Here is a 22,180-nt window from a genome sequence, read left to right as displayed (position 1 = left end):
GACGAGGTCGAGTACGTGAGTGACTCCAGACCGACGTGAACACCTCCAAAGCCCCAGCCGCGAGGACTCGCGCGACTCGCTGCGCTCCTCACTCAGTCGCTCACGCTCCCTCGTTGCGGTGCTTGCGTCGTCGAGCGTCGTCCTCGCGGCTGCCCCTTTGAGTCCCGCCCCACACCGCAACCGCACCTCATGCCTCCCCAGCCTCGCGGCTCCCTCCGGTCGCCGCGTCCCTCGCACGTGCTCCTTCGCGGCCGCCGGTGGCGGCCGCTCGGAGGCGCGCGCCACCGCCCCGAGTTATGCATTTATGAGAATTTTCACCAGATACGATCGTCTATTTAAATACTATTTTGTCGCTATTCGCGGTCGGTCGTCCGCCGTCGTCGACGCCGCGGGCGCCGCTATAACAGCAACTTTATCACTCGCACGGGGCGAATTTCCGGTAAGACTACTCCGTTAGGAGGTCCAACAGTGACTGAAGCCAACACACAACCGGAGGTGAACATCGGTCTCGTCGGTCACGTCGACCACGGGAAGACGACGCTCGTGCAGGCGTTGTCCGGCTCGTGGACCGACCAGCACAGCGAGGAAATGAAACGCGGAATCTCGATCCGGCTGGGGTACGCGGACGCGACGTTCCGGCGCTGTCCCGGCGTCGACGCGCCCGAGTGTTACACCGTCGACGAGGAGTGCGCGGACGGCTCGGAGAGCGAGCCGATCCGGACGGTCTCGTTCGTCGACGCGCCCGGCCACGAGACGCTGATGGCGACGATGCTCTCGGGCGCCTCGATCATGGACGGCGCCGTGCTCGTCGTGAGCGCGACCGAGGACGTCCCGCAGGCGCAGACGGAGGAGCACCTGATGGCGCTCGACCTCATCGGGATCGAGAACATCGTCATCGCCCAGAACAAGGTCGACCTCGTGAGCCGCGACCGCGCCGTCAACAACTACGAGCAGATCCGGGAGTTCGTCGAGGGCACCGTCGCCGAGGACGCGCCGATCGTCCCCGTCTCGGCCCAGCAGGAGGTCAACATGGACCTGCTCATCGACGCCATCGAGACCGAGATCCCGACGCCGGACCGCGACCCCGGCGAGAGCGCTCGCATGTACGCGGCGCGCTCGTTCGACATCAACCGTCCCGGAGCGACCGCGGCGGACCTCAAGGGCGGCGTCGTCGGCGGCTCGCTCGTCAGCGGCGAGCTGTCGGTCGGCGACGGCCTGGAGATCCGCCCCGGCCGCGAGGTCGACGAGGGGGGTCAGACGGAGTGGCGGCCGCTCGAAACGTCGGTCCGGTCGCTGCAGGCCGGCAGCAACGACGTCGAGTCCGCCCGCCCCGGCGGCCTGCTCGGCGTCGGCACCGGGCTCGACCCGAGCCTGACGAAGGGCGACGCGCTCGCCGGGCAGGTCGCCGGCGAGCCCGGCACGCTCCCGCCGACCCGCAACGAGTTCGAGATGCAGGTCGACCTCCTCGACCGCGTCGTCGGGGAAGAGGACGACGAGAGCGGCGAGAGCGACATCGAGGAGATCAGCACCGGCGAGCCGCTGATGCTCACGGTCGGCACCGCGACGACGGTCGGCGCGGTGACGAGCGCGCGCGACGGCGAGTGCGAGGTGAGCCTCAAGCGGCCGGTCTGTGCCGAGGCGGGCGCGCAGATCGCGATCAACCGGCGCGTCGGCGCGCGCTGGCGGCTCATCGGCGTCGGGACGCTCTCGTAGCGTGACCGACGCTGCCCGCGCGGACGGCCCGGACGCCGACGCCGGCGGCGGTGACGCCGGGAACGCCCGAACCGAGGCCCTCGCGGGCGACGGTCTCGACGGCGCCCCGGTCGTCGCGCTCGACGCGAGCGCGCTGATGGCGCCGGTCGAAGCGAACCTGCGGCTGTTCGAGGAGCTCGACCGGCTCCTCGGCGCCTACGAGGCGGTCGTCCCGACGGCGGTCGTCTCGGAGTTAGACCGGCTGCAGGGCGGGAACGGCGAGGAAGCGACCGCGGCGAGCGTGGGCGCGGACCTCGCGGCGCGGGCGGAGGCGGTGGCGACGGAGGAATCGTACGCCGACGACGCGCTGGTCGAACTGGTCGCGGAGGGCCGGGTCGACGGCGTCGTCACCAACGATCGACCGCTGGCGAACCGGGTGCTGGAGGCGGGCGCACCAGTAATCGGTTTAAGCGGTCGGAACGCACTGGCGATAACGGAACCCTAGCGGACGCGGACAACCAATCATGTACAAACGAGTTCGACTCAAGGATACGGTCGAGGTGCCGCCGAAACACCTGGCGGACGTCACCGACGAGCGGGTGAAAGCCCTGCTCCAGGACAAACTGGAAGGACGAATGGACGAGGATGTCGGCAGCGTCGTGAGCGTCATCGAGGTCCACGACATCGGCGACGGCGCGGTGTTACACAACCGCCCCGGCGTCTACTACGAGGCCGAGTTCGACGCGCTCACCTACGACCCCGACATGCAGGAGGTCGCCGACGGCACCGTCGTCGAGACGGTCGAGTTCGGCGCCTTCGTCGGGATCGGCCCCGTGGACGGGCTCCTCCACGTCTCCCAGATCACCGACGAGTACCTCACGTTCGACGGGGCGAACCAGCAGCTCGCCTCCTCGGACTCCGACAAGACCCTCGGCGTCGACGACGCCGTCCGGGTCCGCGTCGTGACGAAGAGCATCGACGAGCGCAACCCCCGCGACTCGAAGATCGGGCTCACGGCGAAGCAGCCGGGGCTCGGGAAACACGAGTGGCTGGAGGGGAAGCGGCTCCACCGCGAGCAGACCGGTGAGGAGGCCGACTGATGGCCGAGGACCGCCTCGCCTGCCGTGAGTGTCACCACGTCAACGACCCCGACTCGCAGACCTGCGAGCACTGCGGGTCGTCGTCGCTGACGGAGGACTGGGCGGGCTACGTCATCATCACGAAGCCCGAGGAGAGCCAGATCGCCGAGGAGATGAACGTCACGAAGGCCGGGTCGTACGCGCTGAAGGTCCGGTAACGACGTCGAGGCGGCAGCGGTCGGGATTTCACGTCACCCCTAACCCATGCTTACCCTTCCGGACGCCATGCGCGACGCGTTCAAGGAGCCGCTCGGCCCGGTGACGACGGACGCCGACGAGCTGCTCGCGGCCGCGGCCGAGACCCGCGACGAGCGGGGCGCGCCCGAGGCCCCCCTCGTCGCGGTGGGGGACGTGGTGACGTACCACCTGCGGGAGGCGGGCCGCGTTCCCGACGTCGCGCTGGTCGACGGGAAGACCGAGCGCGAGGCGGTCGACGCGGCGATCGAGTCCGCGCTCGCGGCCGCGGACGGCCGCCGCGTGCGCGTCGAGAACCCCGCCGCGTCGCTGTCTGCCGAACTCCTCGCGGCGCTCGGCGAGGCGCTCTCCGCCGCCGACCCCGTCATCGTCGAGGTGACCGGCGAGGAGGACCTGGCCGCCCTGCCGGCGATCCTCGCGGCGCCGGACGGCGCGAGCGTCGTCTACGGCCAGCCCGGCGAGGGGATGGTCCGCGTCGCGGTCACGCCGGCGTCGCGCGCGGAGGCCCGAGAGCTGTTCGAGGCGCTCAACGGCGACGTCGCGGCGGCCTACGAGGCGCTCGGGATGGCGTCCGATGGTCTCAACTGATCGGTCGGCGACGGGTTCCGAGACGGTCCGCTCACGGCGAGTCGACGTACGCGCTCGACGCCAGCGCGCCGAGACCGACGACGAGTCCGGCGACCGCGGCGAGGCGCGGCGTGACCGGGACCGGCTCGTAGACGAGGTACGGCTCGATCCCCCACCCGATCAGCCGCCGGACCGCGGCGGTCCCCCAGTGGCCGCTCGCGATGAGCGCGCCGCCGGAGACGACGCCGAGGGTTCCGGTGACGAAGCCGAGGCCCGAGGCGGCGTCCTCGGCGGCGATGAGGTTCCACGCCCGCTCCTCGGGCGGGTCCGGGTGTCGGTCGAGATACAGCGCGACGGCGGTGAGTCCGACGGTCGCGGCCGTCAGACCGGCGACGCCGACGAGCACGGCCACCGCGGCTCCCAGGCGGGTCGTCGCCGGGTTTCCCGCGAAGTACGCCTCACGGACTGGCGTCGGGAGGGTCGCCGCGATCGGACCGACGAGCGCAGCCAGCAGCGCGAGGAGACCGCACGCCCGGAGCTTTGTCCGGACGGACAGCGGCACGATCACGTGTTTCGACCGCAGGAGGTCGTATCGAGTTCGCTCCCCGGGCTCGACGAACGGGTCCGTATCGCCGGACATCCGGTCGATCGTTCGTGCCGGGCGGACTAAACCGTGTCTCCGGTGAGCGACTGTGAGAGGGAGGTATTCGCGGATCACAGCCGTGAGCGGTGCGATTCCGGCGCCACCCCCGCTTCGAAATCCTTTTACAGCTTTCGAGGGGATATACGCCTAACTGAACCATGGACGTCGATATCATCTCCGAGGAGGAGAACCCGATGCTGCACCGCACGGACATCCGATTCGAGACGACCCACGAGGAGGCGACGCCCTCCCGTCTCTCGGTCCGCGACTCGCTCGCGGCCAAGCTGGACAAGGCCTCCGAGGAGGTCGTCGTCCACGAGCTGAACACGAAGTTCGGCATGCGCAAGACGGTCGGCTACGCGAAGGCGTACGACACCGCCGAGGACGCGCTCGACGTCGAACAGGACCACATGCTCGACCGCAACAAGATCGGCGACGAGGCCGACGCGGACGCCGAAGAGGCCTGACGCCGCGCCGGATGCGCGTTCTCGGCATCGAGGGGACCGCGTGGTGCGCCAGCGCCGCGCTGTACGACGCCGAGACCGACGCCGTTCTCATCGAATCCGACCCGTACGAGCCCGATAGCGGCGGTATTCACCCGCGTGAGGCCGCCGAGCACATGTCCGAGGCGATCCCCGAGGTCGTCGACGCGGTCCTGACCGCCGCCGAGGCCGAACACGGCCCGGACGCGATCGACGCGGTCGCCTTCTCGAAGGGGCCGGGGCTCGGCCCCTGTCTCCGGACCGTCGGCACGGCGGCGCGGGCGCTCGCGGGGACGCTCGACGTCCCCCTCGTCGGCGTCAACCACATGGTGGCGCACCTGGAGATCGGTCGCCACCGGTCGGGCTTCGAGAACCCGGTGTGCCTGAACGCCTCCGGGGCGAACGCGCACCTGCTCGGCTACCACGACCGGCGGTACCGGGTGCTCGGCGAGACGATGGACGCCGGCGTCGGCAACGCCATCGACAAGTTCACCCGCCACGTCGGCTGGGACCACCCCGGCGGCCCGAAGGTGGAGGCCGCGGCCGCGGAGGCGGCCGCCGAGCGCGACCCCGACGCCGAACTCGTGGACCTCCCGTACGTGGTCAAGGGGATGGACTTCTCCTTCTCCGGGATCAGCTCCGCGGCCAACGACGCGTACGACGACGGGGTGCCCGTCGGGGAGATCTGTTTTTCGCTGCAGGAACACGTCTTCGCGATGCTCACGGAGGTCTCGGAGCGGGCGCTCTCGCTGACCGGCGCGGACGAGCTCGTCCTCGGCGGGGGCGTCGCGCAGAACGACCGGCTCCGCGAGATGCTGACGACGATGTGTGCGGCCCGCGGCGCCGATTTCCACGCGCCCGAGCCGCGGTTCCTCCGCGACAACGCGGGGATGATCGCCGTGTTAGGCGCGAAGATGGCGGCGGCGGGCGACACGCTCGCGATCGCTGACTCCGCGATCGACCCGGACTTCCGGCCGGATCAGGTCCCCGTGACCTGGCGCGAGGGCGACGCGTCGGTCGCCCGCGGGCGGGGAGGCGAAGAGCCCGAGGGCGAAGGGTGGGAGGCCGATCGGCGGGGCGGCGACGGCGACGCGGATCGGCGGGGCGCGGAGGCGACCGTGGAGATCGCGGCGGCCGACGACGAGAGCGCCGCGGGGAACGAAGGGCGTCGCGTCGTCAAGCGCCGGATCCCCAAGCGGTATCGCCACGCCGAACTGGACCGCGCGCTCAGGCGGGACCGGACCGTCGCCGAGGCGCGCCTGACGAGCGAGGCGCGGCGGGTCGGCGTGCCGACGCCGCTGGTGTACGACGTCGACGTGCCGGCGGCGACGCTGACGCTCGGGTACGTCGGCGACCGCGACCTCGCCGCCGACCTCGACGAGCGGTGGACGGCGGCGGTCGGTCGCCACCTCGCGCGGCTCCACGGGGCGGGGATCGTCCACGGCGATCCGACGACGCGAAACGTCAGGATCGAGGGCCGTGAAGGGGGCGACGGGCGGGCGACGCTCATCGATTTCGGGCTCGCCTACCACACCGGGCACGTCGAGGACCACGCGATGGACCTCCACGTCTTCGAAGGGTCCGTCCGCGCGACGGCGACCGACCCCGAGCCGCTGATCGAGGCGTTCGAGGCCGGTTACGCCGAGGCGGGCGACGGCGACGTCCTCGACCGTCTGCGCGACGTCGAGGGACGCGGACGGTACCGGTAGCCGACGACGCGAGGCGACTGCCGAGACCTCGAGGCCGAGCTCGCGGTCCCGCCACGATTTATATCCCCGGCGGGCGATGTGCCGGTATGGCAGACAAACCGTCCTCGGGAGAGATACTCGGGATCCCGTACAACTTCGAGCGGCCGAGCCTCGGCCGGCTGCTCTCCTCGTACTGGCAGCCCGGCAAGGGGATGTTGGTCGAGAAGCCGTTCGGCATCGGCTACACGCTGAACCTCGCCAACTGGCGGTCGTGGGTCGTCCTCGCGGTCGCCGGGGGGCTCTACTACCAGCAGAGCCAGTCCGTCGGTGGCGGCGACGCCGGCGAGGCCGAGGCCGACGCGGACGGGGACGGCCCCGTCGAAGTGATCGTCGAGGACGACTGAGCGCGCCGGTACCGCGGCCGGCACGGTCGGCGTGACCGGCGCGATAGCTGCGGTCGCTGCAGGGGACGCCTGGCGCGGCTCACACCGCAGTTCTCGCGATCGATTCCGGGACGCCGTATTTTAAATACCGGAACGCCGTATCCGGAACAATGAGAGTTCAGTTCGAATGCTCGTGCTCGGAGGAGATATCCGAGTTCACGCGCGGGGAAGCGAGCCGCGGCGTTCACGTCGAGTGCGGCAACTGCGGGGCGGTGTACGCCGTGACGATCACCGAGCTCGACTGACCGGAGCGCCCTCGCGCTCTTGGTCCCCATCTGCGTCGGTCTACCGGTTCTCGACACGCTCCGAATCCGCCGCCGACCCGGCTCCCGCCCGATCCGGCGCCGGCCGGTCCGCGACGGTCACGGACTCGAAACGGAGCCGGACCGTGGTCCCGTCGTCGGTCGCCTCGAACCCGACGGTTCCTCCTTGCGTCTCGCACATCCACTTGACGAGCCAGAGCCCGATGCTGCTCGCGTGCGAGAGCGGCGTCTCCCGCTCCGCGCGCAGCACCGCGCGCTCGTCCTCGGGGATCCCCGGACCGTTGTCGCTGACCTCCAGACAGGTGCTCGTCCCGTTCTCCTCGACCCGCGCCTCGACCCGTCGCGTCGACGCGTCGTTGTGCGTGACCGCGTTCTCGAACACCTCGCGGATCGGGTACTCCACGGACCGATCGGCGCAGATCCACGCCTCCTCGGGCGTCTCCATCCGCACCGTCACGTCCGAGTCGTCCACGTCCGCGGCCGCCTCGCGGACCGCCTCGACGAGGTCGATCCGCTCCGCGGGCGCGTCGGGCGAAGACTCCTCGATGACGCGCAGCTTCTCGCTTATCTCGACCACGTCGTCGGTCGTCTCCCGGATCGTCTCTAAGAGCGCCCGGCTCCGGTCGTCGTCGACGCGCTCGCCGAGCAGGTCCGCGTACCCCCGGATGACGTTGAGGTCGTTGCGGACGTTGTGTCGGAACACCCGACTCAACACCTGGAGCTGCTGATTCGAGGTCTCCAGCTCTCGGCGGGCCGCCTCGGCGCGGCGGCGGTGATAGGTCAACGCGCCGTAGAGGAACAGCGAGGAGACGCCGACGACCGTCCAGCCGCCCGCGAGGCGGACCGGCGTCCACGCGACGGCGTCGCCGCCGACGGCGGCGACCGCCGCGTCGACCGCGAGGACGAGCGCCGTCCCCGCACAGAGGAAGCCGACCGTCAGGGACCGCGGCGAGCGGCCGTAGATCCGGTCCAAAGAAAATTCCATAATGGTGTCTATAAACCTCAGTCTATCTCAGTCGTAAGTAACCATATCGCGGGCCGTCTTAAATCTGATCGCGTCACCACTCCTTGCAGGCGGAACAGACGAGGGCGCCGTCGTCGAACCAGCGCCGCGGGACCGACTCGCCGCACCGGTCGCAGGCGGCCCCGTCGGTCGTCCAGGCCGCGGTCGAGGTCGCCGGGGCGGCGTCGACCGGGTCGGCCGCGTCAGTCGGGTCCTCTCCGTCGGCGGTGACCGCCTCGACGGCGTCGGTCGTCGCCTTCCCGTCCGCGTCGCCGCCGTCTGCCTCGTCGCCGCCCGTTTCGCGTTCGTCATCGCCGTCGTCAGGCGACTCCTTCTCTCCGTTCCCGTCGCCGCCGGCGAACTCGTCGAGCGAGTAGTCCTCGGCCATCTACGCCTCGCGACGGAGCCGCGCCACGACGTAGTCGCGCTCCAGTTCGCCGAGGAACTCGCCGAGCCGCGGTCCCTGCGTGTCGTCGAAGAAGAGCCGGTAGCCGGCCGCGAAGAAGTCGCCGACGTCGACGTCGTGGGCGCGGGCCGTCTCGTACATCTCCGCCTGGATCGCGTCGCCGTCGTGGCCCGCGGCGACGAAGTCGGCGAGGTCGTCGAGCGCCGCGGCCACGTCGTCGTCGAACGCGGCGTCCGGCAGGTCGGTCTGGAGCCGGTAGTCGTACTCGTTCCCGGTGCGCTCGGCCCAGTTCCGCGCCTTCTCGACCCGGGCGAGCGCGGCCGCGACGACCTCCTCGGGGGCGTCCGCCGGGATGTGCCCCTCGTCGCGGGCGAGCCGCTCGCGGAAGTCGGGGTCGTCGACCATCCCGAGCACGGCCGCGAACGTGTACGGGAGCCGGACGGGCTTCGCTTCGGGCGGGTCGTCGGCACGCCCGACGACGAACGGGTACGCGCGCTCGGCGAAGGCGCTCAGGTCCTCGTCGTCGACCTCGCCGAAGTAGGCGCGCTCGAAGCGGTCGAACCGGTCGACGAGCTGGTCGAGCCGCTCGATATCGAGGTCGCGGGCCTTCTTCGGGTAGAGCGCGAAGAAGTAGCGGAGCACCTCGGGTTCGAGCAGGTTGAGCAGCTCCGGGACGGTGACGAGGTTCCCGGCCGACGATGAGAGCGGCTCCCCGTTGAGCGTGAACCACTCGTACACCATCGGGACGGGCGGCTCGACGCCGAGTACGTTCCGTGCGACGTCGACGCCGGATGGCCACGATCCCTCCGCGTGGTCCTTGCCGAACGGCTCGAAGTCGACGCCGAGCACGTCCCACTGGCCCGGCCACTCCAGGCGCCACGGGAGCTTCCCCTCGCGGAACGTCGCGGTCCCCTCGTGGCCGCAGCCCTCGATCGTCTCGTCGCCGACCTCCATGTCCGTACAGACGTAGTCGACGGTCTCCGCGTCGAGGTCGACGGCCGTCACCGTCTCCGTGATCTTGCCGCATTCGGAACACACCGGATTGAACGGGACGTACTCGTCGTCGACCTTGTCCTGATACTCCGAGAGCACCTCGCGGACGCCGTCCAGGTCGGAGAGGACCGTCCGAATCACTTCGTCGAAGTCGCCGTCGGCGTACAGCTCGGTGTTCGAGACCATCTCGACCGGGACGCCCAGCCTGTCGGCGTCGGCCTTCAGGAGGGCGGCGAAGTGGGCCGCGTACGACTCGCGCTCGCCGAACGGGTCCGGGATCGCGGTGTACGGCACCCCGAGGTTGCGGCCCAGCGCGCCCGCGTCCACCTCGCCAAGGCCGACGATCTCGCCCTCGGCGTTCGCCAGCTTCCGCGGGAGCTTGCGGAGGGGGTCCTTGTCGTCAGAAGTGAACACCTGCCGGACCTCGTGACCGCGCTCGCGGAGCACCGCGGCGACGAAGTAGCCGCGCATGATCTCGTTGAAGTTGCCGAGGTGCGCGACGCCGGAGGGGGAGACCCCGCCCTTGATCACGATCGGCTCGTCCGGGTCGCGGGCCTCGACCTCGTCGGCGACGACGTCTGCCCAGAAGGCGCGGTACTCGCCGGCGGGGGCCTCGCGGTCGTCTCCGTCGGTCGCGTCCCGCGCCCCCTCGGAGAGGATGTGCGGGGAGTCGTCGGCGGCCTCGCCGCTCGCGTCCGCCTCGTTACCGTCCGCGTCGCCATCGCGGCTCACGCGTCGGTCCCTCCGGTCCAGTACGTCGGCTCGTCGCTGCCGATCGGGATCACGTCGGTCCCGGTGTGGTCGCCGCGGAGCACGGCGTCGACGACGGCCTCCGGGTCCGTGCCGTCGAGGACGACGGAGCGGATCCCCGCCCGGTCGATCAGCTTGGCCGCGAGCAGATCCACGGGGGCCGAGGCGCCGGCGTCGCGGCTCATCGGGAGGACGACGTCGACGAGCTCCGCCGGCGACATCGACCCGAACTGGGTCGCGTCCGGGTCGACGTCGGGGTCGGCGTCGTACACGCCGTTCGCGCTCGTGGCGTACACGAGCAGGTCGGCGTCGACGGACTCGGCGAACGCGGCGGCGACGGCGTCGGTCGTCTGGCCGGGGGTGACGCCGCCCATCACCGACACCTCGCCGCGCCGGAGGGCCGCGGCCGCCTCGTCGTATCCCGTCGCCGGCGAGAGGTTCGCGCGGCCGTCGAGCGCGGCGATCAGGAGGCGGGCGTTGAGGCGGGTGGTGCCGATGCCGAGCTGGTCGAGCTCGACCTCGTTAGCGCCGAGGTCGCGCGCCGTCCCGATGTAGTCGCGCGCGACGCCGCCGCCGCCGACGACGACGCCGACCTCGCAGCCGTCGGCGGCGATCCGCTCGACCGCCTCGGCGTACGCGGCCACCCGGTCGGGGTCGAGATCGGGCGCGAGCACGCTCCCGCCGATAGAAACGACGACTCTCATTACCGTCGCATACCCCTGTCTCGCTCTTAAGCATTATCAAGCCCGGACGCGCCGGCGAGCCCGAGGCGTCGGCCTCGCGGGCGAACCGGGAGATCCCTGCGGCCGCCGCGATCGCCGACCGGCGCCGGGAAACGCCTAAGCCGCTCGCACCCCGCCCTCGGGTATGCAACCGATAGCGATCGCGGGCCCCGGCGCGGCGGACCTAGCCGCGGCGCTCACCGACCGACTCGACGGCCGGACCGCCGTCGTGAACCGCGCCGACGGGGAGCGCAGCCCCCTCGGCGGGGCCGACGCGAGCGACGAGACCACCGACGGCGGCGTCGCGGTCGAGTCTCCGACGGGCCGGACCGACGCCGACACCGAGGTGGCGCTCGCGGCGGACGGCGAGTGGACCGGGCGCGGGCGCGTCGGCGGCCTCGACGACCTCCTGGACGGGTTCGCCCCCGATCACGACTACCTCGTCGCCGTCGGGGACTCCCGACTGCGGGTCCCGACGGTCCTGATCGGAGGGAACGCGGACCCGGAGGACGTGCCCGGGACGGTGATCGCCACGGTGGACGCGCCCGAGGGAGTCGATCTCGATCGCCTCGTCGCCGACCTCGACGCCGCGGAGCCGTGGATCACGCGCGAGACGCTCGTGCGGCGGGTCGAGGGGTCCGCGGACGCGGACCGCGCGGGCGCGGTGGCGACGTTCACCGGTCGAGTGCGAACCCGGGACGCGCCGGATGACGACCGCACCACCCACCTCGCCTTCGAGAAGTACGAGGGCGTCGCCGCGGAGCGCATGGACGCGATCGCGGCGGAGCTGACCGAGCGTGAGGGCGTCTTCGACGTCCGGATGCACCACCGGACGGGCGTGATCGAGGCGGGCGAGGACATCGTCTTCGTCGTCGTCCTGGCGGGTCACCGACGGGAGGCGTTCCGGGCCGTCGAGGACGGGATCGACCGGCTGAAAGACGAGGTACCGATCTTCAAGAAGGAGACCACGGAGGCCGAGGAGTTCTGGGTCCACCGGCGCGACTGACCGTCGGTCGAGCGTACGACGGCCGGCGCTCGGCCGGTGCGACCGACCGGCGCTCGGCCGCGCGGCCGACGAGATCGAAGCCTCGGTTCGTATTATACCAGCAATTTTTGCTTGTATATTCGTTTCCTACCGATCTACCGGAGCGCGAAAAGCGTCGCAGAGCAAATCGGGTGTTAGATTTCCAAAACGTATTATAAAATGTCTAAGCCGTTCTGAAACGGTTATAAACGGTCCGTCAGACACGTTTTAGCCGCCGCGGTCGGCCTGAAACGCCGTGAAAGTCGCTGAACACCGTCCAACGGTCTCACCTTTATAACACCCTCCGGGGACAAGTGGGGAGTGTACCATGAGCGCGACTGCGAACCCCTCCGCGAACGCGGACTCCACCGACGACCTCAGCAAGGAAGAGCGGCTGAAGCGGTACCTGCTCGACCGCGCCGAGGACGGCGAGATGTACTTCAAGGGGAAGTTCATCGCCGACGACGTCGACCTCTCGCCGAAGGAGATCGGCGCCCTGATGGTGAAGCTCCGCGACTCCGCCACGGAACTCACCGTCGAGAAGTGGTCGTACACCGGCGCGACGACCTGGCGCATCGAGCCCGCCTGAGGAGCGCCGTCGAGCCCGCCCGATCCCGAAATCACGCGCTCCCGCGCGTCCCCGCTTTCTCCCCGCTTTCTCCCTACTGACGAGTCCAGCCCCCGTCCTCCGGGGCCGACCGTTCCTCGAAGCGCGCTATCGACGCTCGGGGAGCGCCGCGGCGCCCGCACCCCGCGCGCGGCGGGCGACGCGGGGTTTATACTCGCCGACCAGTTACGACCGACGATGCCAGAACACGAGGACGGGGAGCCGTCGGGGGCGTCCGACGTTCCGCGTCCGGAGCCGCTCCGGACGTTCTTCCGGATCGACGAGGTCCGCCGGGAGGACGGCCGCGTCCGGTACGTCGGGGAGTCGTACATCCCGGAGCGCACGCTGCTGCGGAAGCTGGTCCCGCGGTTCCGCGACGCCGGGTACGACGTCGACGTGGAGACGGTCGAGAGCGGCCACGTCGTCGTCGCGACGCCCTTCGACCGCGGTCGGGACGGGATCCCGTGGCTCAACGTCGCCATGTTCGCGGCGACGGTCCTGTCCACGCTGTTCGTCGGCGCGGTCGGCTGGTTCTACGTCCCGATCGCGGATATCACCGCGAACCCGCTGACCGCGCTGCGGGCGTGGCCGTTCACCGCCGCGGTGCTCGGCGTCCTGATGACCCACGAGCTCGGCCACTACGCCGCCGGCCGGTACCACGGCGTCGACGTGTCGCTCCCGTACGTCATCCCGTTCCTGCCACCGCTCGGCACGCTCGGGGCGGTGATCCGGATGCGCGGGCGGATGCCCTCCCGGAAGGTGCTGTTCGACATCGGCGCGGCCGGACCGATCGCGGGGCTCGTCGCCACCGTCGTCGTCACCGCGATCGGCCTCTCGCTCGACCCGATCCGCGTCCCCGCGGAGCTCGCGAACGCTTCCGGGACCGTGATCCGGTTCAACAACCCGCCGCTGCTGGACATCATCGCCGCCCTCGTCGGCCAGCCCACGGGGTACGAGGACCCGACGCTCACCGCGCACCCGGTGGTGATCGGCGGCTGGGTCGGGATGTTCTTCACGCTGTTGAACCTCCTGCCCGTCGGCCAGCTCGACGGGGGTCACATCGTCCGCGCGATGGTCGGGCCGCGCCAGGAGACGATCGCGGCGCTCGTGCCCGGCGCGCTCTTCTCCGTCGCCGCGTACCTCTACTTCTGGCGCGGCCTCGGGCTCGACGAGTCGGTCGGGCTGTGGGCGTTCTGGGGGGTGTTCGCACTGGTGATCGCGTTCAACGGGCCGGCGAACCCCGCCGACGAGGAGCGGCTCGGCTGGCCCCGGATCGCCGTCGGACTCGCGACGTTCGGCCTCGGAGCGCTCTGTTTCCTGCTCGTTCCGATCCAGGTCGTCGGAGCCTGATCGGCGGGCGGTCCCCGGTCAGTCCTCTCGGCGCTGTTTCATCCCCTGTCTCGTGAACTGGGGGGTGGCGCGGATGCCGCGCTTCTTCCGGAACGAGCGGTAGAGCGCGACCGCGAGCGGGACCGCGAGGAGGAGGACGACCCCCGCGAGCCGCCAGGCGTCCGCGAACGAGTAGAGGATCGTCGCGGAGAGGACGCCGACCGCGAGCAGCACCGAGTAGGCGATCCGCATCGCGAGCTTGTCGAGGACGTTCGAGTCGTCCTCGATCGTGACGTCGACGTGGAGGTCGCCGCGGTTCGCCCGTTCGAGGAAGTCGTCGGCCTTCGGCGGGACCGTGAACAGCGCCTCGGTCGTGCGCTGGACCTGACGCCCGGCGTCCTCGGCGAGGTCGCGGGCGGTCTGCTCGTAGTACCCCTCCTCCCTGAGGTACTCCGTCGCCGTCGAGATGAAGTCGAACTCGGGGTCGAGGGTGACGCAGACCCCCTCGACGACGGTCGCGACGCGCAACACGAGCGCGAGGTTCGGGGGGAGCCGGAGCGGGAACTCGTAGATCGTCGACTCGACCTGCTCGATGATCTGGTTCACCTGGTACTGCTCGATGTCCTCGCCGCTGGCGTCGGCGATGGCCAGCTCCATCACGTTCCCCATCACCTCGCGGTCGGCCTCGGGCGAGAGGGTCCCCATCGCGATCAGCGTGTCGAGGATGGCGTCGATGTCCTGTCGGGCGACGGCGACGTAGAACTCGACGATCTTCTCCTGGACGAACGGGTCCACGCGCCCCGACATCCCGAAGTCGTAGAAGATCACGGTGCCGTCGTCGTCGACGGCGAGGTTCCCCGGGTGGGGGTCGGCGTGGAACACGCCGTCGTCGATGATCATCTGGAGGTACACCTCCTGGAGCGTCTGGGCGATGGCGTTGCGGTCGAACCCAGCGGCGTCGAGCTCGTCGAGCTGGTTGATCTTCACGCCCGGCACGTACTCCATGGTGAGCACCCGCGGCCCGGAGACCGCCTCGTAGGTGGTGGGGATCCGGATCCGGTCGTTATCTGCGAAGTTCCCCCGGATCTCTTCGAGCATCTCGCGCTCGCGCTCGTAGTCCATCTCCTCGCGGATCGTCTTCGCGAACTCGTCGGCGAGGTTCTCCAGCGAGAACGCCCGGCCGCTGCCGGTGAACCGCTTGACGATCGGGATCGACCAGCGGATCGTCCGGAGGTCGGCCTCGACGAGCGACTCGATCCCCGGCCGTCGGACCTTCACGGCCACGTCGTTCCCCTCGTAGCGGGCGGTGTACACCTGGCCGAGGCTCGCGCCGCTTATCGGGTCGCGGTCGAAGTCGTCGAACGTCTCGTCGACGGGGCCGAACTCGTCTTCGAGGACGACGCGCGACTCCTCCCACGGGGCCGGGGGCACGTCGTCCTGGAGCCCCTCCAGCACCTCGATGTAGGCCGGGGGGAGGATGTCGGGCCGCGTCGAGAGGATCTGGCCGAGCTTGATGAACGTCGGGCCGAGCGTGAGCAGGATGTCGAGGAGGACCGCGGCGCGCTCGCGCTGGGTCTCCGCGTCGACCTCGCGGCTCCCGCCGAACAGGAGGAACCGCTTCCGGTCCCGCCAGTAGGCGACGATCAGCGGCGAGAACTGCCGGAGGACCACGACGAACCGCCAGTAGGCGCGAAGGTTGACCAGCGTGACCACCCGTCAGGCGTCGGCCTCGCCGGCGGGGCCGCCGTCCTCGTCGGCGTCGTCGACCGGGATGGTGCGCGAGACGTCGCCGGTCCGCTTCGGGATCTCGACCTCCAGAACCCCGCGGTCCATCTCGGCGTCCGCGCCGCTCCCGTCGGCGTCGCCCGGGAGCGGGAGCTCCGCGTCGAGGAACAGCGGCCGGTCCTCGCTGACGTAGCGGAACCCCTCGGGGACCCCCTTGTCGCGGCGCCCCTCGATGACGATCCGGCCGTCCTCGGCGAGGACCTCGGTCGTCTCCGCGGTCGCGCCGGGGAGGTCGACGACGAGGACGTACCCGTCGTCTGATTCGAGCAGGTCCGCAAACACCGCGTCCGGGAGGTCCCGGAGCGCGTCGCGTAGCGCTGACATAAACGCGAGTACGGTCGCCGCGGCGAAAAAGGTGTGGAAAGGGGGGACCGCGACGAGCGGCCGAGGCGGGTCAGTCGTTGCGGTCGAAGTCCAGGTCGATGTCGTCGAAGTCGTCGAAGTCGAGGTCGTTGATGTCCTGTCCCTGCGACTCGCCCGGGACGATGTCGCCGAGGCTCGCGCCGAACGCGGCTCCGGCCCAGACGACCGCCACGCGCGAGACCCGTTCGAGCCCGCCGGGACCGCCCTCGTGGAGCCGTCCCCAGAGGGCCATCATGAGCACGGACGTGAACAGCGAGACGAGCAGGATACCGGCGTATCGGCGCGGGATGAGCCCGAAGATCGGGTGCTGAATCTCGATCTGTCGGAAGTCGGCGAAGTAGAGCAGCCCGGCGGTCATGACCAGCACGAACCCGACGTGAGCGAGCAGGAAGACGGGGACGCCGCCCGGCGTCACCGCGGCGAACCACACCGCGATCTCGAAGACGCCGCCCTCGACGAGCAGCGGGAGTGCGAACAGCACCGCGCCGACGAACGCCTCGGCCATGTCCCGGGAGGTGTACTTCGTGATCCGCGTCCTGAACGCCGCGCTCCCGGGCATCTGCTCGACGAGCGAGATCGTCTGGCGGACCTTCTCCCGCTCGTGCCCCTCGTCGACGGTGTCGCTCAGGGCGTCGAGCTTCGCGAGGAGGTCGTTGACGTCGGGGTTCTCGGGCGCGCGCGATTCGGGCGAGTCGTTCGAGACGGCGCGGTCGGCCGGGCCCGCCGACCCGTCCGTGCCGGAAGGCGGGCTCGCCTCGACGGACCCGCGCCTCGAATCGTCGCCACCCATTGCCGATCGGTCCACGCCAACGTCGCAAAAGCGTGTCGGCCGCCGGTTCGTCCGGGAGGACGGCGAACCGTTTATGTATTGTCGGGTGGTAACAAGACCCACAGGTGAGTAGCGACGATATCGAGGACCGAAGCCCACGGCGATCGACCGTCGAGCGGTACCGTGCGACGACGACTGTCCGATCCACCCGTTTCTGAGCGGGGCGTGCCCCTCTCGGCGTACCCCTCGCACCCCGCCGTTCGCGGCTCCGAAGTCGCGATCGACCCCCCTCGGTCGCGGAGAAACCGCTCCGCTCCTATTCGGAATCCCCCGAGCGACGCGCGAGGAAGGACGAGAGCACCGCGTTGAACGCCGCGGGGCGTTCGAGCATCGCGAGGTGCGCGGCGCCCTCGACCGTCGCTCGCTCGCAGTCGCCGATCCGGTCGGCGAGGTAGTCGTGGTACGCCGGGGGCGTGAGGGCGTCGTGCTCGCCGACGACCGCGAGCGACGGCGCCGCGACCTCGTCGAGTCGGTCGCGCACGTCGAACGCGTGGCAGGTGCGGAAGTCGCGCTCGACGACAGCGCGACCGCACTCGCGCAGACCGGCGCGGGAGAGTTCGGTGTACTCCGGGGGGGCGTCGCGGAAGAGGCGGTCGGGCCCGTGGAGGAGGTCGAGCGCGCGGTCGAAGTCGCTCGCGAGCGCGTCCAACAGCGGCTCGGCGACCGAGAGCTTCGCGCCCGTCCCCGCGAGGACGAGCCCGTCGAGCGGGAGGTCGCGCTCTAAGGCGACCCACAGCGCCACGGCGCCGCCGAGGGAGTTCCCGCAGAGGACGGTCGCGTCCGTCGCCGCCGCGACGGCGACGACGTCGTCCGCGTAGGCGTCGAGGGTCTCCGGGCCGGGCGACGCGCCGACGTCGTCGCTGTCGCCGTGCCCGGCGAGGTCGAGCGCGACGGTCGGGAACCGGTCGCTCAGGCGCGCCTGCGCCTTCCAGACGTCTTTGGTCCCGCCGCTCCCGTGAACGAAACAGACCGTCGGCCCGTCACCGCCCCGGTCGGAGGCCCGATACGCGGTGTCGCGGCCGTCGTGGGTGACCCGCTCCATGGTCGCCCTCCCGCGCGGGAGCGTATAAACGTCCGGCGGGCGGCGCCTCCGAGGGGGAGGACACGGCGCGGAGACGAGGGTCGATCCGCTCGAAACGAGCCCGAACCGCAACACTACCGATACGCTCGCCATATCTCACGTCATGCGATTTTTAGCGATGTGTTTATATATCCTCGCGCCTAACTTGTAGTTAGCATGAATCACCAACAGACCCGATCGACCGGCGACGGTCCGCTGCTGCGCCGGTTCGAGTACGAGGACGGGTGGACCGTCGCCGCCGATCTGGGTGCCGACGCCGCGAACGTGAGCGTCGACACGGTCGGCGAGACGGCGATCGTCGTCGTCGAGGGCGACGGCGAGCCGGTCGAGTCGGAGTTCGAACTTCCGGGCCCGGCCGCGTCGAGCGCGGTCGCGAACGGCGTCGTCACGGTGCGGGGCGACGTGACCGAGGACGACACGAACGAGGACACGGAGGAGGAGCGATGAAACTCACCGTCAGACCGCTCAAGCAGAAGGACGCCGGGCGCCGCCTCGCGGCGATCGACCGCGTCGCGGCCGAGGAGCTCGGGCTCTCCGGCGGCGACATCGTCCGCGTCGAGGGCGCGGACGGGGCCGCGATCGCCCGCGTCTGGCCCGGCTACCCCGAGGACGACGGCACCGGCGTCGTGCGAATCGACGGGCGGCTCCGCCAGGAGGCGAACGTCGGGATCGACGACCGCGTGACGGTCGAGGACGTCGACGTCTCGCGGGCGGAGTCGGTCACGATCGCCTTCCCGAGCCAGCTCCGGGTGCGCGGGCAGATCGCCCCGTTCATCCGCGACAAGCTCTCCGGGCAGCCGGTGACCGAGGGCCAGACGATCCGCACGTCGATGGGCTTCGGCCTGATGGGCGGCCAGTCGCAGGCGGTGCCGATGAAGGTCGCCTCGACTACCCCGTCGGGAACGGTCGTCATCACCGACGACACCGAGATCGAGATCTCCGAGGTCCCCGCCGAGGAGCTCGCCGAGCGGAGCGGGAGCGGTGACGGGGCCAGCGAGGGCCCGGACGTGGCCTACGAGGACATCGGCGGGCTCGACGACGAGCTCGAACAGGTCCGCGAGATGATCGAGCTGCCGATGCGGCACCCGGAGCTGTTCAAGCGGCTCGGCATCGACCCGCCGAAGGGCGTCCTCCTGCACGGCCCGCCGGGCACGGGGAAGACCCTGATCGCCAAGGCCGTCGCCAACGAGATCGACGCCAGCTTCCACAACATCTCCGGCCCGGAGATCATGTCGAAGTACTACGGCGAGAGCGAGGAGCAGCTCCGCGAGATCTTCGAGGAGGCGTCCGAGGAGGCGCCCTCGATCATCTTCATGGACGAGCTGGACTCGATCGCGCCCAAGCGCGAGGAGGCCGGCGGCGACGTCGAACGGCGCGTCGTGGCACAGCTGCTCTCGCTGATGGACGGGCTCGAAGAGCGCGGCGAGGTCGTCGTCATCGGGGCGACGAACCGCGTCGACGCCATCGACCCCGCGCTCCGGCGCGGCGGCCGCTTCGACCGCGAGATCGAGGTCGGCGTCCCCGACCGCGACGGGCGCAAGGAGATCCTGCAGGTCCACACGCGGAACATGCCGCTCGTGGACGGGATCGACCTCGACGAGTACGCGGAGAACACCCACGGCTTCGTCGGGGCCGACCTCGAGTCGCTGGCGAAGGAGTCCGCGATGCACGCGCTGCGGCGCATCCGCCCCGAACTCGACCTCGAAAGCGACGAGATCGACGCCGACGTGCTGAACTCCATCCAGGTCACGGAGAGCGACTTCAAGGAGGCGATGAAGGGCATCGAGCCCTCCGCGCTCCGCGAGGTGTTCGTCGAGGTCCCGGACGTGAGCTGGGACCAGGTCGGCGGCCTGGAGGGGACCAAAGAGCGGCTCCGCGAGACGATCCAGTGGCCGCTGGAGTACCCCGAGGTGTTCGAGGAGCTCGACATGCAGGCCGCCAAGGGCGTCCTGATGTACGGCCCGCCCGGCACGGGGAAGACCCTGCTCGCGAAGGCCGTCGCCAACGAGAGCGAGTCGAACTTCATCTCGATCAAGGGGCCGGAGCTGCTGAACAAGTACGTGGGCGAGTCCGAGAAGGGCGTCCGCGAGGTGTTCAGCAAGGCCCGCGAGAACGCGCCGACGATCGTGTTCTTCGACGAGATCGACTCGATCGCGACCGAGCGCGGCAAGAACTCCGGGGATTCGGGCGTCGGCGAGCGCGTCGTCTCCCAGCTGCTGACCGAGCTCGACGGGCTCGAATCGCTGGAGGACGTGGTCGTCATCGCGACGACGAACCGCCCGGACCTCATCGACTCGGCGCTGCTCCGGCCCGGCCGGCTCGACCGCCACGTGCACGTGCCCGTGCCGGACGAGGAGGCGCGCCGGAAGATCCTGGAGGTCCACACCCGGAACAAGCCGCTGGCCGACGACGTCGACCTCGACGCGATCGCCCGGCGCGCGGAGGGGTACGTCGGCGCCGACCTCGAAGCGGTCGCCCGCGAGGCCTCGATGAACGCCTCCCGGGAGTTCATCGGGAGCGTTCCGCGAGAGGAGGTCGGCGAGTCCGTCGGCAACGTCCGCGTGACGATGGCGCACTTCGAGGACGCCCTCGGCGAGGTGAACCCGAGCGTCACTCCCGAGACGCGGGAGCGCTACGAGGAGATCGAGAAGCAGTTCAAGCGGTCGGACGTCAACCGCGCGGACGCCGAGCCCGGCACCGCGTTCCAGTAGTCGGAGCGCCGGCCGGAGCCCTCGGGGCGACCGACCGCTGACCGGGGCGGACGAAGCGTATTTTCAGATCACTCCCGCCGTCGACAGCAGGAAGAACGCCGCGACGAGGACGATCCCGATCGTGACCAGTCGCCACGCGAGCTTCAGCACGAACTTGCCGACGACGATGACGAGCGCGACGGCGACGAGGGCGACGAGGAGCTGTCCCGCCTGACTCGCGAGGAGCCCGGCCTGAAGCGGGAGCGACGACGCCGACGCGGCGAGCGAAGCGGTCATGTCCGGCCCCACGACCACGGCGGTCATAAGCTTGTGGGGAAACGGAGCGGGCTCGCCCGCGGTTATTGAATTCTGATACGTACACCGGTAAATACTGCGGAAGCGGACCGAAGGCGTCGGCCGTTCGACGGTCGCGATCGCGGTGACACGGGACAAGACGGCGAAAATTGAGGGGAATCAACCCCCCTTTTGTTCCGGTGGGAGAGCCGTCACGTCGGTCGGTTTCTCACGGAAACGACCAGTTTCACTCCGCTCTGGCCATGCTTATGTGTCCGGAACACGTGTGAATGTAACGTAATCGAATCCGGCGTCAGAGACGCGGACCGGGAATTACATACCGAATCGAACAGGTATCCACCTATCCGGGCCGGGAGCGGAACACAAAAGGGCCTGCTGCGACAGTACGTAGACACCATATATGAGCCAGAACGCACGTCAACCGAGCGGGGTGGTCGTCGAATGAGCAGCGACGGCGTCGCCGCCGACGAACTCGAACTGCCGATCAAACGAACCACGGGCGACACGATGGAGGAGCGCCTCACCGCCAACGCCTACCACAACATCCTGCCCGCGCGCTACCTCCGGAAGAACGCGGACGGGGAGAACGTCGAGAGCCCCGAGGAGCTGTTCGACCGCGTCGCGCGCAACGTCGCGCTCGCGGAGGCGGTCTTCGAGGCCGAGAAGCAGGGCGTCGAAGTCACCGTCACGCCCGACCAGGTGAAACCCGACCACCCGCGGCGCGACGAGCTCGCCGAGGAGGTGTTCGGCGCCGGCACGACCGCCGAGGACGACGCGGAGACGACGCTGACCGCGCACAACGTCAACAAGTTCGCGTACGACACCGTCGTCCCCGAGCTGCCCGCAAGCGTGCGCGAACACGTCGAGGCGACGGCGGACCGGTTCCGAGAGGGGATGGAGCGGCTCTCCTTCATGCCGAACTCGCCGACCCTGATGAACGCGGGCGACGAGCTCCAGCAGCTCTCCGCCTGCTTCGTCGATTCTCCCGCCGACGATATCACCGACATCCACCAGACCGCCAAGGAGGCGGCCGAGGTGTTCCAGTCCGGCGGCGGCATGGGGTACGCGTTCTGGAAGCTCCGGCCCTACGGCGACTCCGTCGGCTCGACCGGCGGCATCGCCTCCGGCCCGATCACGTTCATGCGGACGTTCGACCAGATGTGCGAGACGA

The 22,180-nt window shown here is 70.1% G+C and carries 25 protein-coding genes; 15 read left to right on the top strand and 10 right to left on the bottom strand.

Annotated elements, in window-relative coordinates; all coding sequences use genetic code 11:
* Window positions 1-468 precede the first annotated feature (468 nt).
* Genes SD626R_RS09540 through SD626R_RS09520 form a run of 5 tightly spaced genes read left to right on the top strand, consistent with a single transcriptional unit; the run spans window position 469 to window position 3,614 of the window.
* On the top strand, window positions 469-1,713 hold the full coding sequence (locus SD626R_RS09540; RefSeq protein ID WP_092566036.1) for a translation initiation factor IF-2 subunit gamma: 1,245 nt from the start codon (window positions 469-471) through the stop codon (window positions 1,711-1,713).
* 1 nt (window position 1,714) lies between these two features.
* Entirely contained in the window at window positions 1,715-2,197 is a 483-nt protein-coding gene (locus SD626R_RS09535; protein ID WP_092566034.1) for a PIN domain-containing protein, read from the top strand.
* Between the two features lie 19 nt (window positions 2,198-2,216).
* A complete protein-coding gene (locus SD626R_RS09530) occupies window positions 2,217-2,792 on the top strand; it encodes a DNA-directed RNA polymerase (RefSeq protein ID WP_092566032.1) in 576 nt (191 codons plus the stop codon).
* Window positions 2,792-2,989 (top strand): transcription elongation factor subunit Spt4, encoded by a 198-nt coding sequence (spt4, locus tag SD626R_RS09525; RefSeq protein WP_008001262.1) that lies wholly within the window; start codon window positions 2,792-2,794, stop codon window positions 2,987-2,989. The genes SD626R_RS09530 and spt4 overlap by 1 nt, the downstream gene beginning before the upstream one ends.
* Window positions 2,990-3,035: 46 nt before the next feature.
* A complete protein-coding gene (locus SD626R_RS09520) occupies window positions 3,036-3,614 on the top strand; it encodes a GTP-dependent dephospho-CoA kinase family protein (protein ID WP_092566030.1) in 579 nt (192 codons plus the stop codon).
* Between the two features lie 31 nt (window positions 3,615-3,645).
* Here SD626R_RS09520 and SD626R_RS09515 read toward each other — a convergent pair whose 3' ends face one another.
* Window positions 3,646-4,233, bottom strand: coding sequence for a hypothetical protein (locus SD626R_RS09515; RefSeq protein ID WP_092566028.1), 588 nt, complete (start codon window positions 4,231-4,233; stop codon window positions 3,646-3,648).
* A 161-nt stretch (window positions 4,234-4,394) separates the two neighbouring features.
* Here SD626R_RS09515 and SD626R_RS09510 point away from each other — a divergent pair, with 161 nt between their 5' ends.
* From SD626R_RS09510 to SD626R_RS17255, 4 genes are all read left to right on the top strand, one after another.
* On the top strand, window positions 4,395-4,703 hold the full coding sequence (locus SD626R_RS09510) for a 30S ribosomal protein S24e (protein ID WP_092566026.1): 309 nt from the start codon (window positions 4,395-4,397) through the stop codon (window positions 4,701-4,703).
* Between the two features lie 11 nt (window positions 4,704-4,714).
* Complete coding sequence (locus tag SD626R_RS09505) at window positions 4,715-6,427, top strand: bifunctional N(6)-L-threonylcarbamoyladenine synthase/serine/threonine protein kinase (protein ID WP_092566024.1); 1,713 nt, start codon at window positions 4,715-4,717, stop codon at window positions 6,425-6,427.
* An 86-nt stretch (window positions 6,428-6,513) separates the two neighbouring features.
* On the top strand, window positions 6,514-6,810 hold the full coding sequence (locus tag SD626R_RS09500; RefSeq protein ID WP_092566022.1) for a DUF5808 domain-containing protein: 297 nt from the start codon (window positions 6,514-6,516) through the stop codon (window positions 6,808-6,810).
* A 149-nt stretch (window positions 6,811-6,959) separates the two neighbouring features.
* A complete protein-coding gene (locus tag SD626R_RS17255) occupies window positions 6,960-7,094 on the top strand; it encodes a hypothetical protein (RefSeq protein ID WP_255310138.1) in 135 nt (44 codons plus the stop codon).
* 40 nt (window positions 7,095-7,134) lie between these two features.
* Here SD626R_RS17255 and SD626R_RS09495 read toward each other — a convergent pair whose 3' ends face one another.
* The 4 genes from SD626R_RS09495 to pyrH all read right to left on the bottom strand — a co-directional run bounded on the left by SD626R_RS09495 (window position 7,135) and on the right by pyrH (window position 10,968).
* Window positions 7,135-8,097: a sensor histidine kinase gene (locus SD626R_RS09495; protein ID WP_092566020.1), complete on the bottom strand. Its 963-nt coding sequence runs from the start codon at window positions 8,095-8,097 to the stop codon at window positions 7,135-7,137.
* Window positions 8,098-8,170: 73 nt separating this feature from the next.
* Window positions 8,171-8,503 carry a DUF7573 domain-containing protein gene (locus SD626R_RS09490; protein WP_092566018.1) on the bottom strand — a complete coding sequence of 111 codons (333 nt, stop codon included), beginning with the start codon at window positions 8,501-8,503 and terminating at the stop codon, window positions 8,171-8,173.
* Window positions 8,504-10,246: a lysine--tRNA ligase gene (lysS, locus tag SD626R_RS09485; RefSeq protein WP_092566016.1), complete on the bottom strand. Its 1,743-nt coding sequence runs from the start codon at window positions 10,244-10,246 to the stop codon at window positions 8,504-8,506.
* Window positions 10,243-10,968 carry a UMP kinase gene (gene pyrH / locus SD626R_RS09480; RefSeq protein ID WP_092566014.1) on the bottom strand — a complete coding sequence of 242 codons (726 nt, stop codon included), beginning with the start codon at window positions 10,966-10,968 and terminating at the stop codon, window positions 10,243-10,245. The genes lysS and pyrH overlap by 4 nt, the downstream gene beginning before the upstream one ends.
* 163 nt (window positions 10,969-11,131) lie before the next feature.
* Between pyrH and SD626R_RS09475 the strand changes: the two genes are divergently transcribed.
* From SD626R_RS09475 to SD626R_RS09465, 3 genes are all read left to right on the top strand, one after another.
* Window positions 11,132-11,992: a molybdopterin synthase gene (locus SD626R_RS09475; protein ID WP_092566012.1), complete on the top strand. Its 861-nt coding sequence runs from the start codon at window positions 11,132-11,134 to the stop codon at window positions 11,990-11,992.
* Between the two features lie 346 nt (window positions 11,993-12,338).
* Window positions 12,339-12,599, top strand: coding sequence for a DUF7123 family protein (locus SD626R_RS09470; RefSeq protein ID WP_092566010.1), 261 nt, complete (start codon window positions 12,339-12,341; stop codon window positions 12,597-12,599).
* Window positions 12,600-12,815: 216 nt separating this feature from the next.
* A complete protein-coding gene (locus SD626R_RS09465; RefSeq protein ID WP_092566008.1) occupies window positions 12,816-13,967 on the top strand; it encodes a site-2 protease family protein in 1,152 nt (383 codons plus the stop codon).
* Window positions 13,968-13,985: 18 nt separating this feature from the next.
* On the opposite strand, the gene SD626R_RS09460 is transcribed toward SD626R_RS09465, so the two are convergent.
* The 4 genes from SD626R_RS09460 to SD626R_RS09445 all read right to left on the bottom strand — a co-directional run bounded on the left by SD626R_RS09460 (window position 13,986) and on the right by SD626R_RS09445 (window position 17,965).
* The gene (locus SD626R_RS09460; protein WP_092566007.1) at window positions 13,986-15,659 is read right to left on the bottom strand and encodes an ABC1 kinase family protein; all 1,674 of its coding nucleotides are present in this window, start codon (window positions 15,657-15,659) and stop codon (window positions 13,986-13,988) included.
* Between the two features lie 3 nt (window positions 15,660-15,662).
* Window positions 15,663-16,055, bottom strand: a complete 393-nt coding sequence (locus SD626R_RS09455; RefSeq protein WP_092566005.1) for an Hsp20/alpha crystallin family protein — start codon at window positions 16,053-16,055, stop codon at window positions 15,663-15,665.
* A 70-nt stretch (window positions 16,056-16,125) separates the two neighbouring features.
* On the bottom strand, window positions 16,126-16,884 hold the full coding sequence (locus tag SD626R_RS09450) for a DUF2391 domain-containing protein (protein ID WP_092566003.1): 759 nt from the start codon (window positions 16,882-16,884) through the stop codon (window positions 16,126-16,128).
* 295 nt (window positions 16,885-17,179) lie between these two features.
* Window positions 17,180-17,965: an alpha/beta fold hydrolase gene (locus SD626R_RS09445; protein ID WP_092566001.1), complete on the bottom strand. Its 786-nt coding sequence runs from the start codon at window positions 17,963-17,965 to the stop codon at window positions 17,180-17,182.
* Window positions 17,966-18,160: 195 nt separating this feature from the next.
* On the opposite strand from SD626R_RS09445, the gene SD626R_RS09440 reads away from it, so the two are divergent.
* Both SD626R_RS09440 and SD626R_RS09435 read left to right on the top strand, forming a co-directional pair.
* Window positions 18,161-18,451, top strand: a complete 291-nt coding sequence (locus SD626R_RS09440) for a DUF7127 family protein (RefSeq protein ID WP_092565999.1) — start codon at window positions 18,161-18,163, stop codon at window positions 18,449-18,451.
* Window positions 18,448-20,715 carry a CDC48 family AAA ATPase gene (locus tag SD626R_RS09435; RefSeq protein WP_092565997.1) on the top strand — a complete coding sequence of 756 codons (2,268 nt, stop codon included), beginning with the start codon at window positions 18,448-18,450 and terminating at the stop codon, window positions 20,713-20,715. Before SD626R_RS09440 ends, SD626R_RS09435 begins: the two co-directional genes overlap by 4 nt.
* A 63-nt stretch (window positions 20,716-20,778) precedes the next feature.
* Here SD626R_RS09435 and SD626R_RS09430 read toward each other — a convergent pair whose 3' ends face one another.
* The gene (locus SD626R_RS09430) at window positions 20,779-21,018 is read right to left on the bottom strand and encodes a DUF8029 family protein (protein ID WP_092565995.1); all 240 of its coding nucleotides are present in this window, start codon (window positions 21,016-21,018) and stop codon (window positions 20,779-20,781) included.
* 432 nt (window positions 21,019-21,450) lie between these two features.
* On the opposite strand from SD626R_RS09430, the gene SD626R_RS09425 reads away from it, so the two are divergent.
* Window positions 21,451-22,180: ribonucleotide reductase N-terminal alpha domain-containing protein (locus SD626R_RS09425; RefSeq protein WP_303645076.1), on the top strand; the 730-nt coding region annotated here is incomplete at its 3' end.

The organism is Halorubrum sp. SD626R, from assembly GCF_001261915.1.
In the GTDB taxonomy this organism is placed as follows: domain Archaea; phylum Halobacteriota; class Halobacteria; order Halobacteriales; family Haloferacaceae; genus Halorubrum.
Note: the sequence above shows the minus strand (reverse complement) of the source record. Positions and strands in the feature narration are given on the sequence as shown.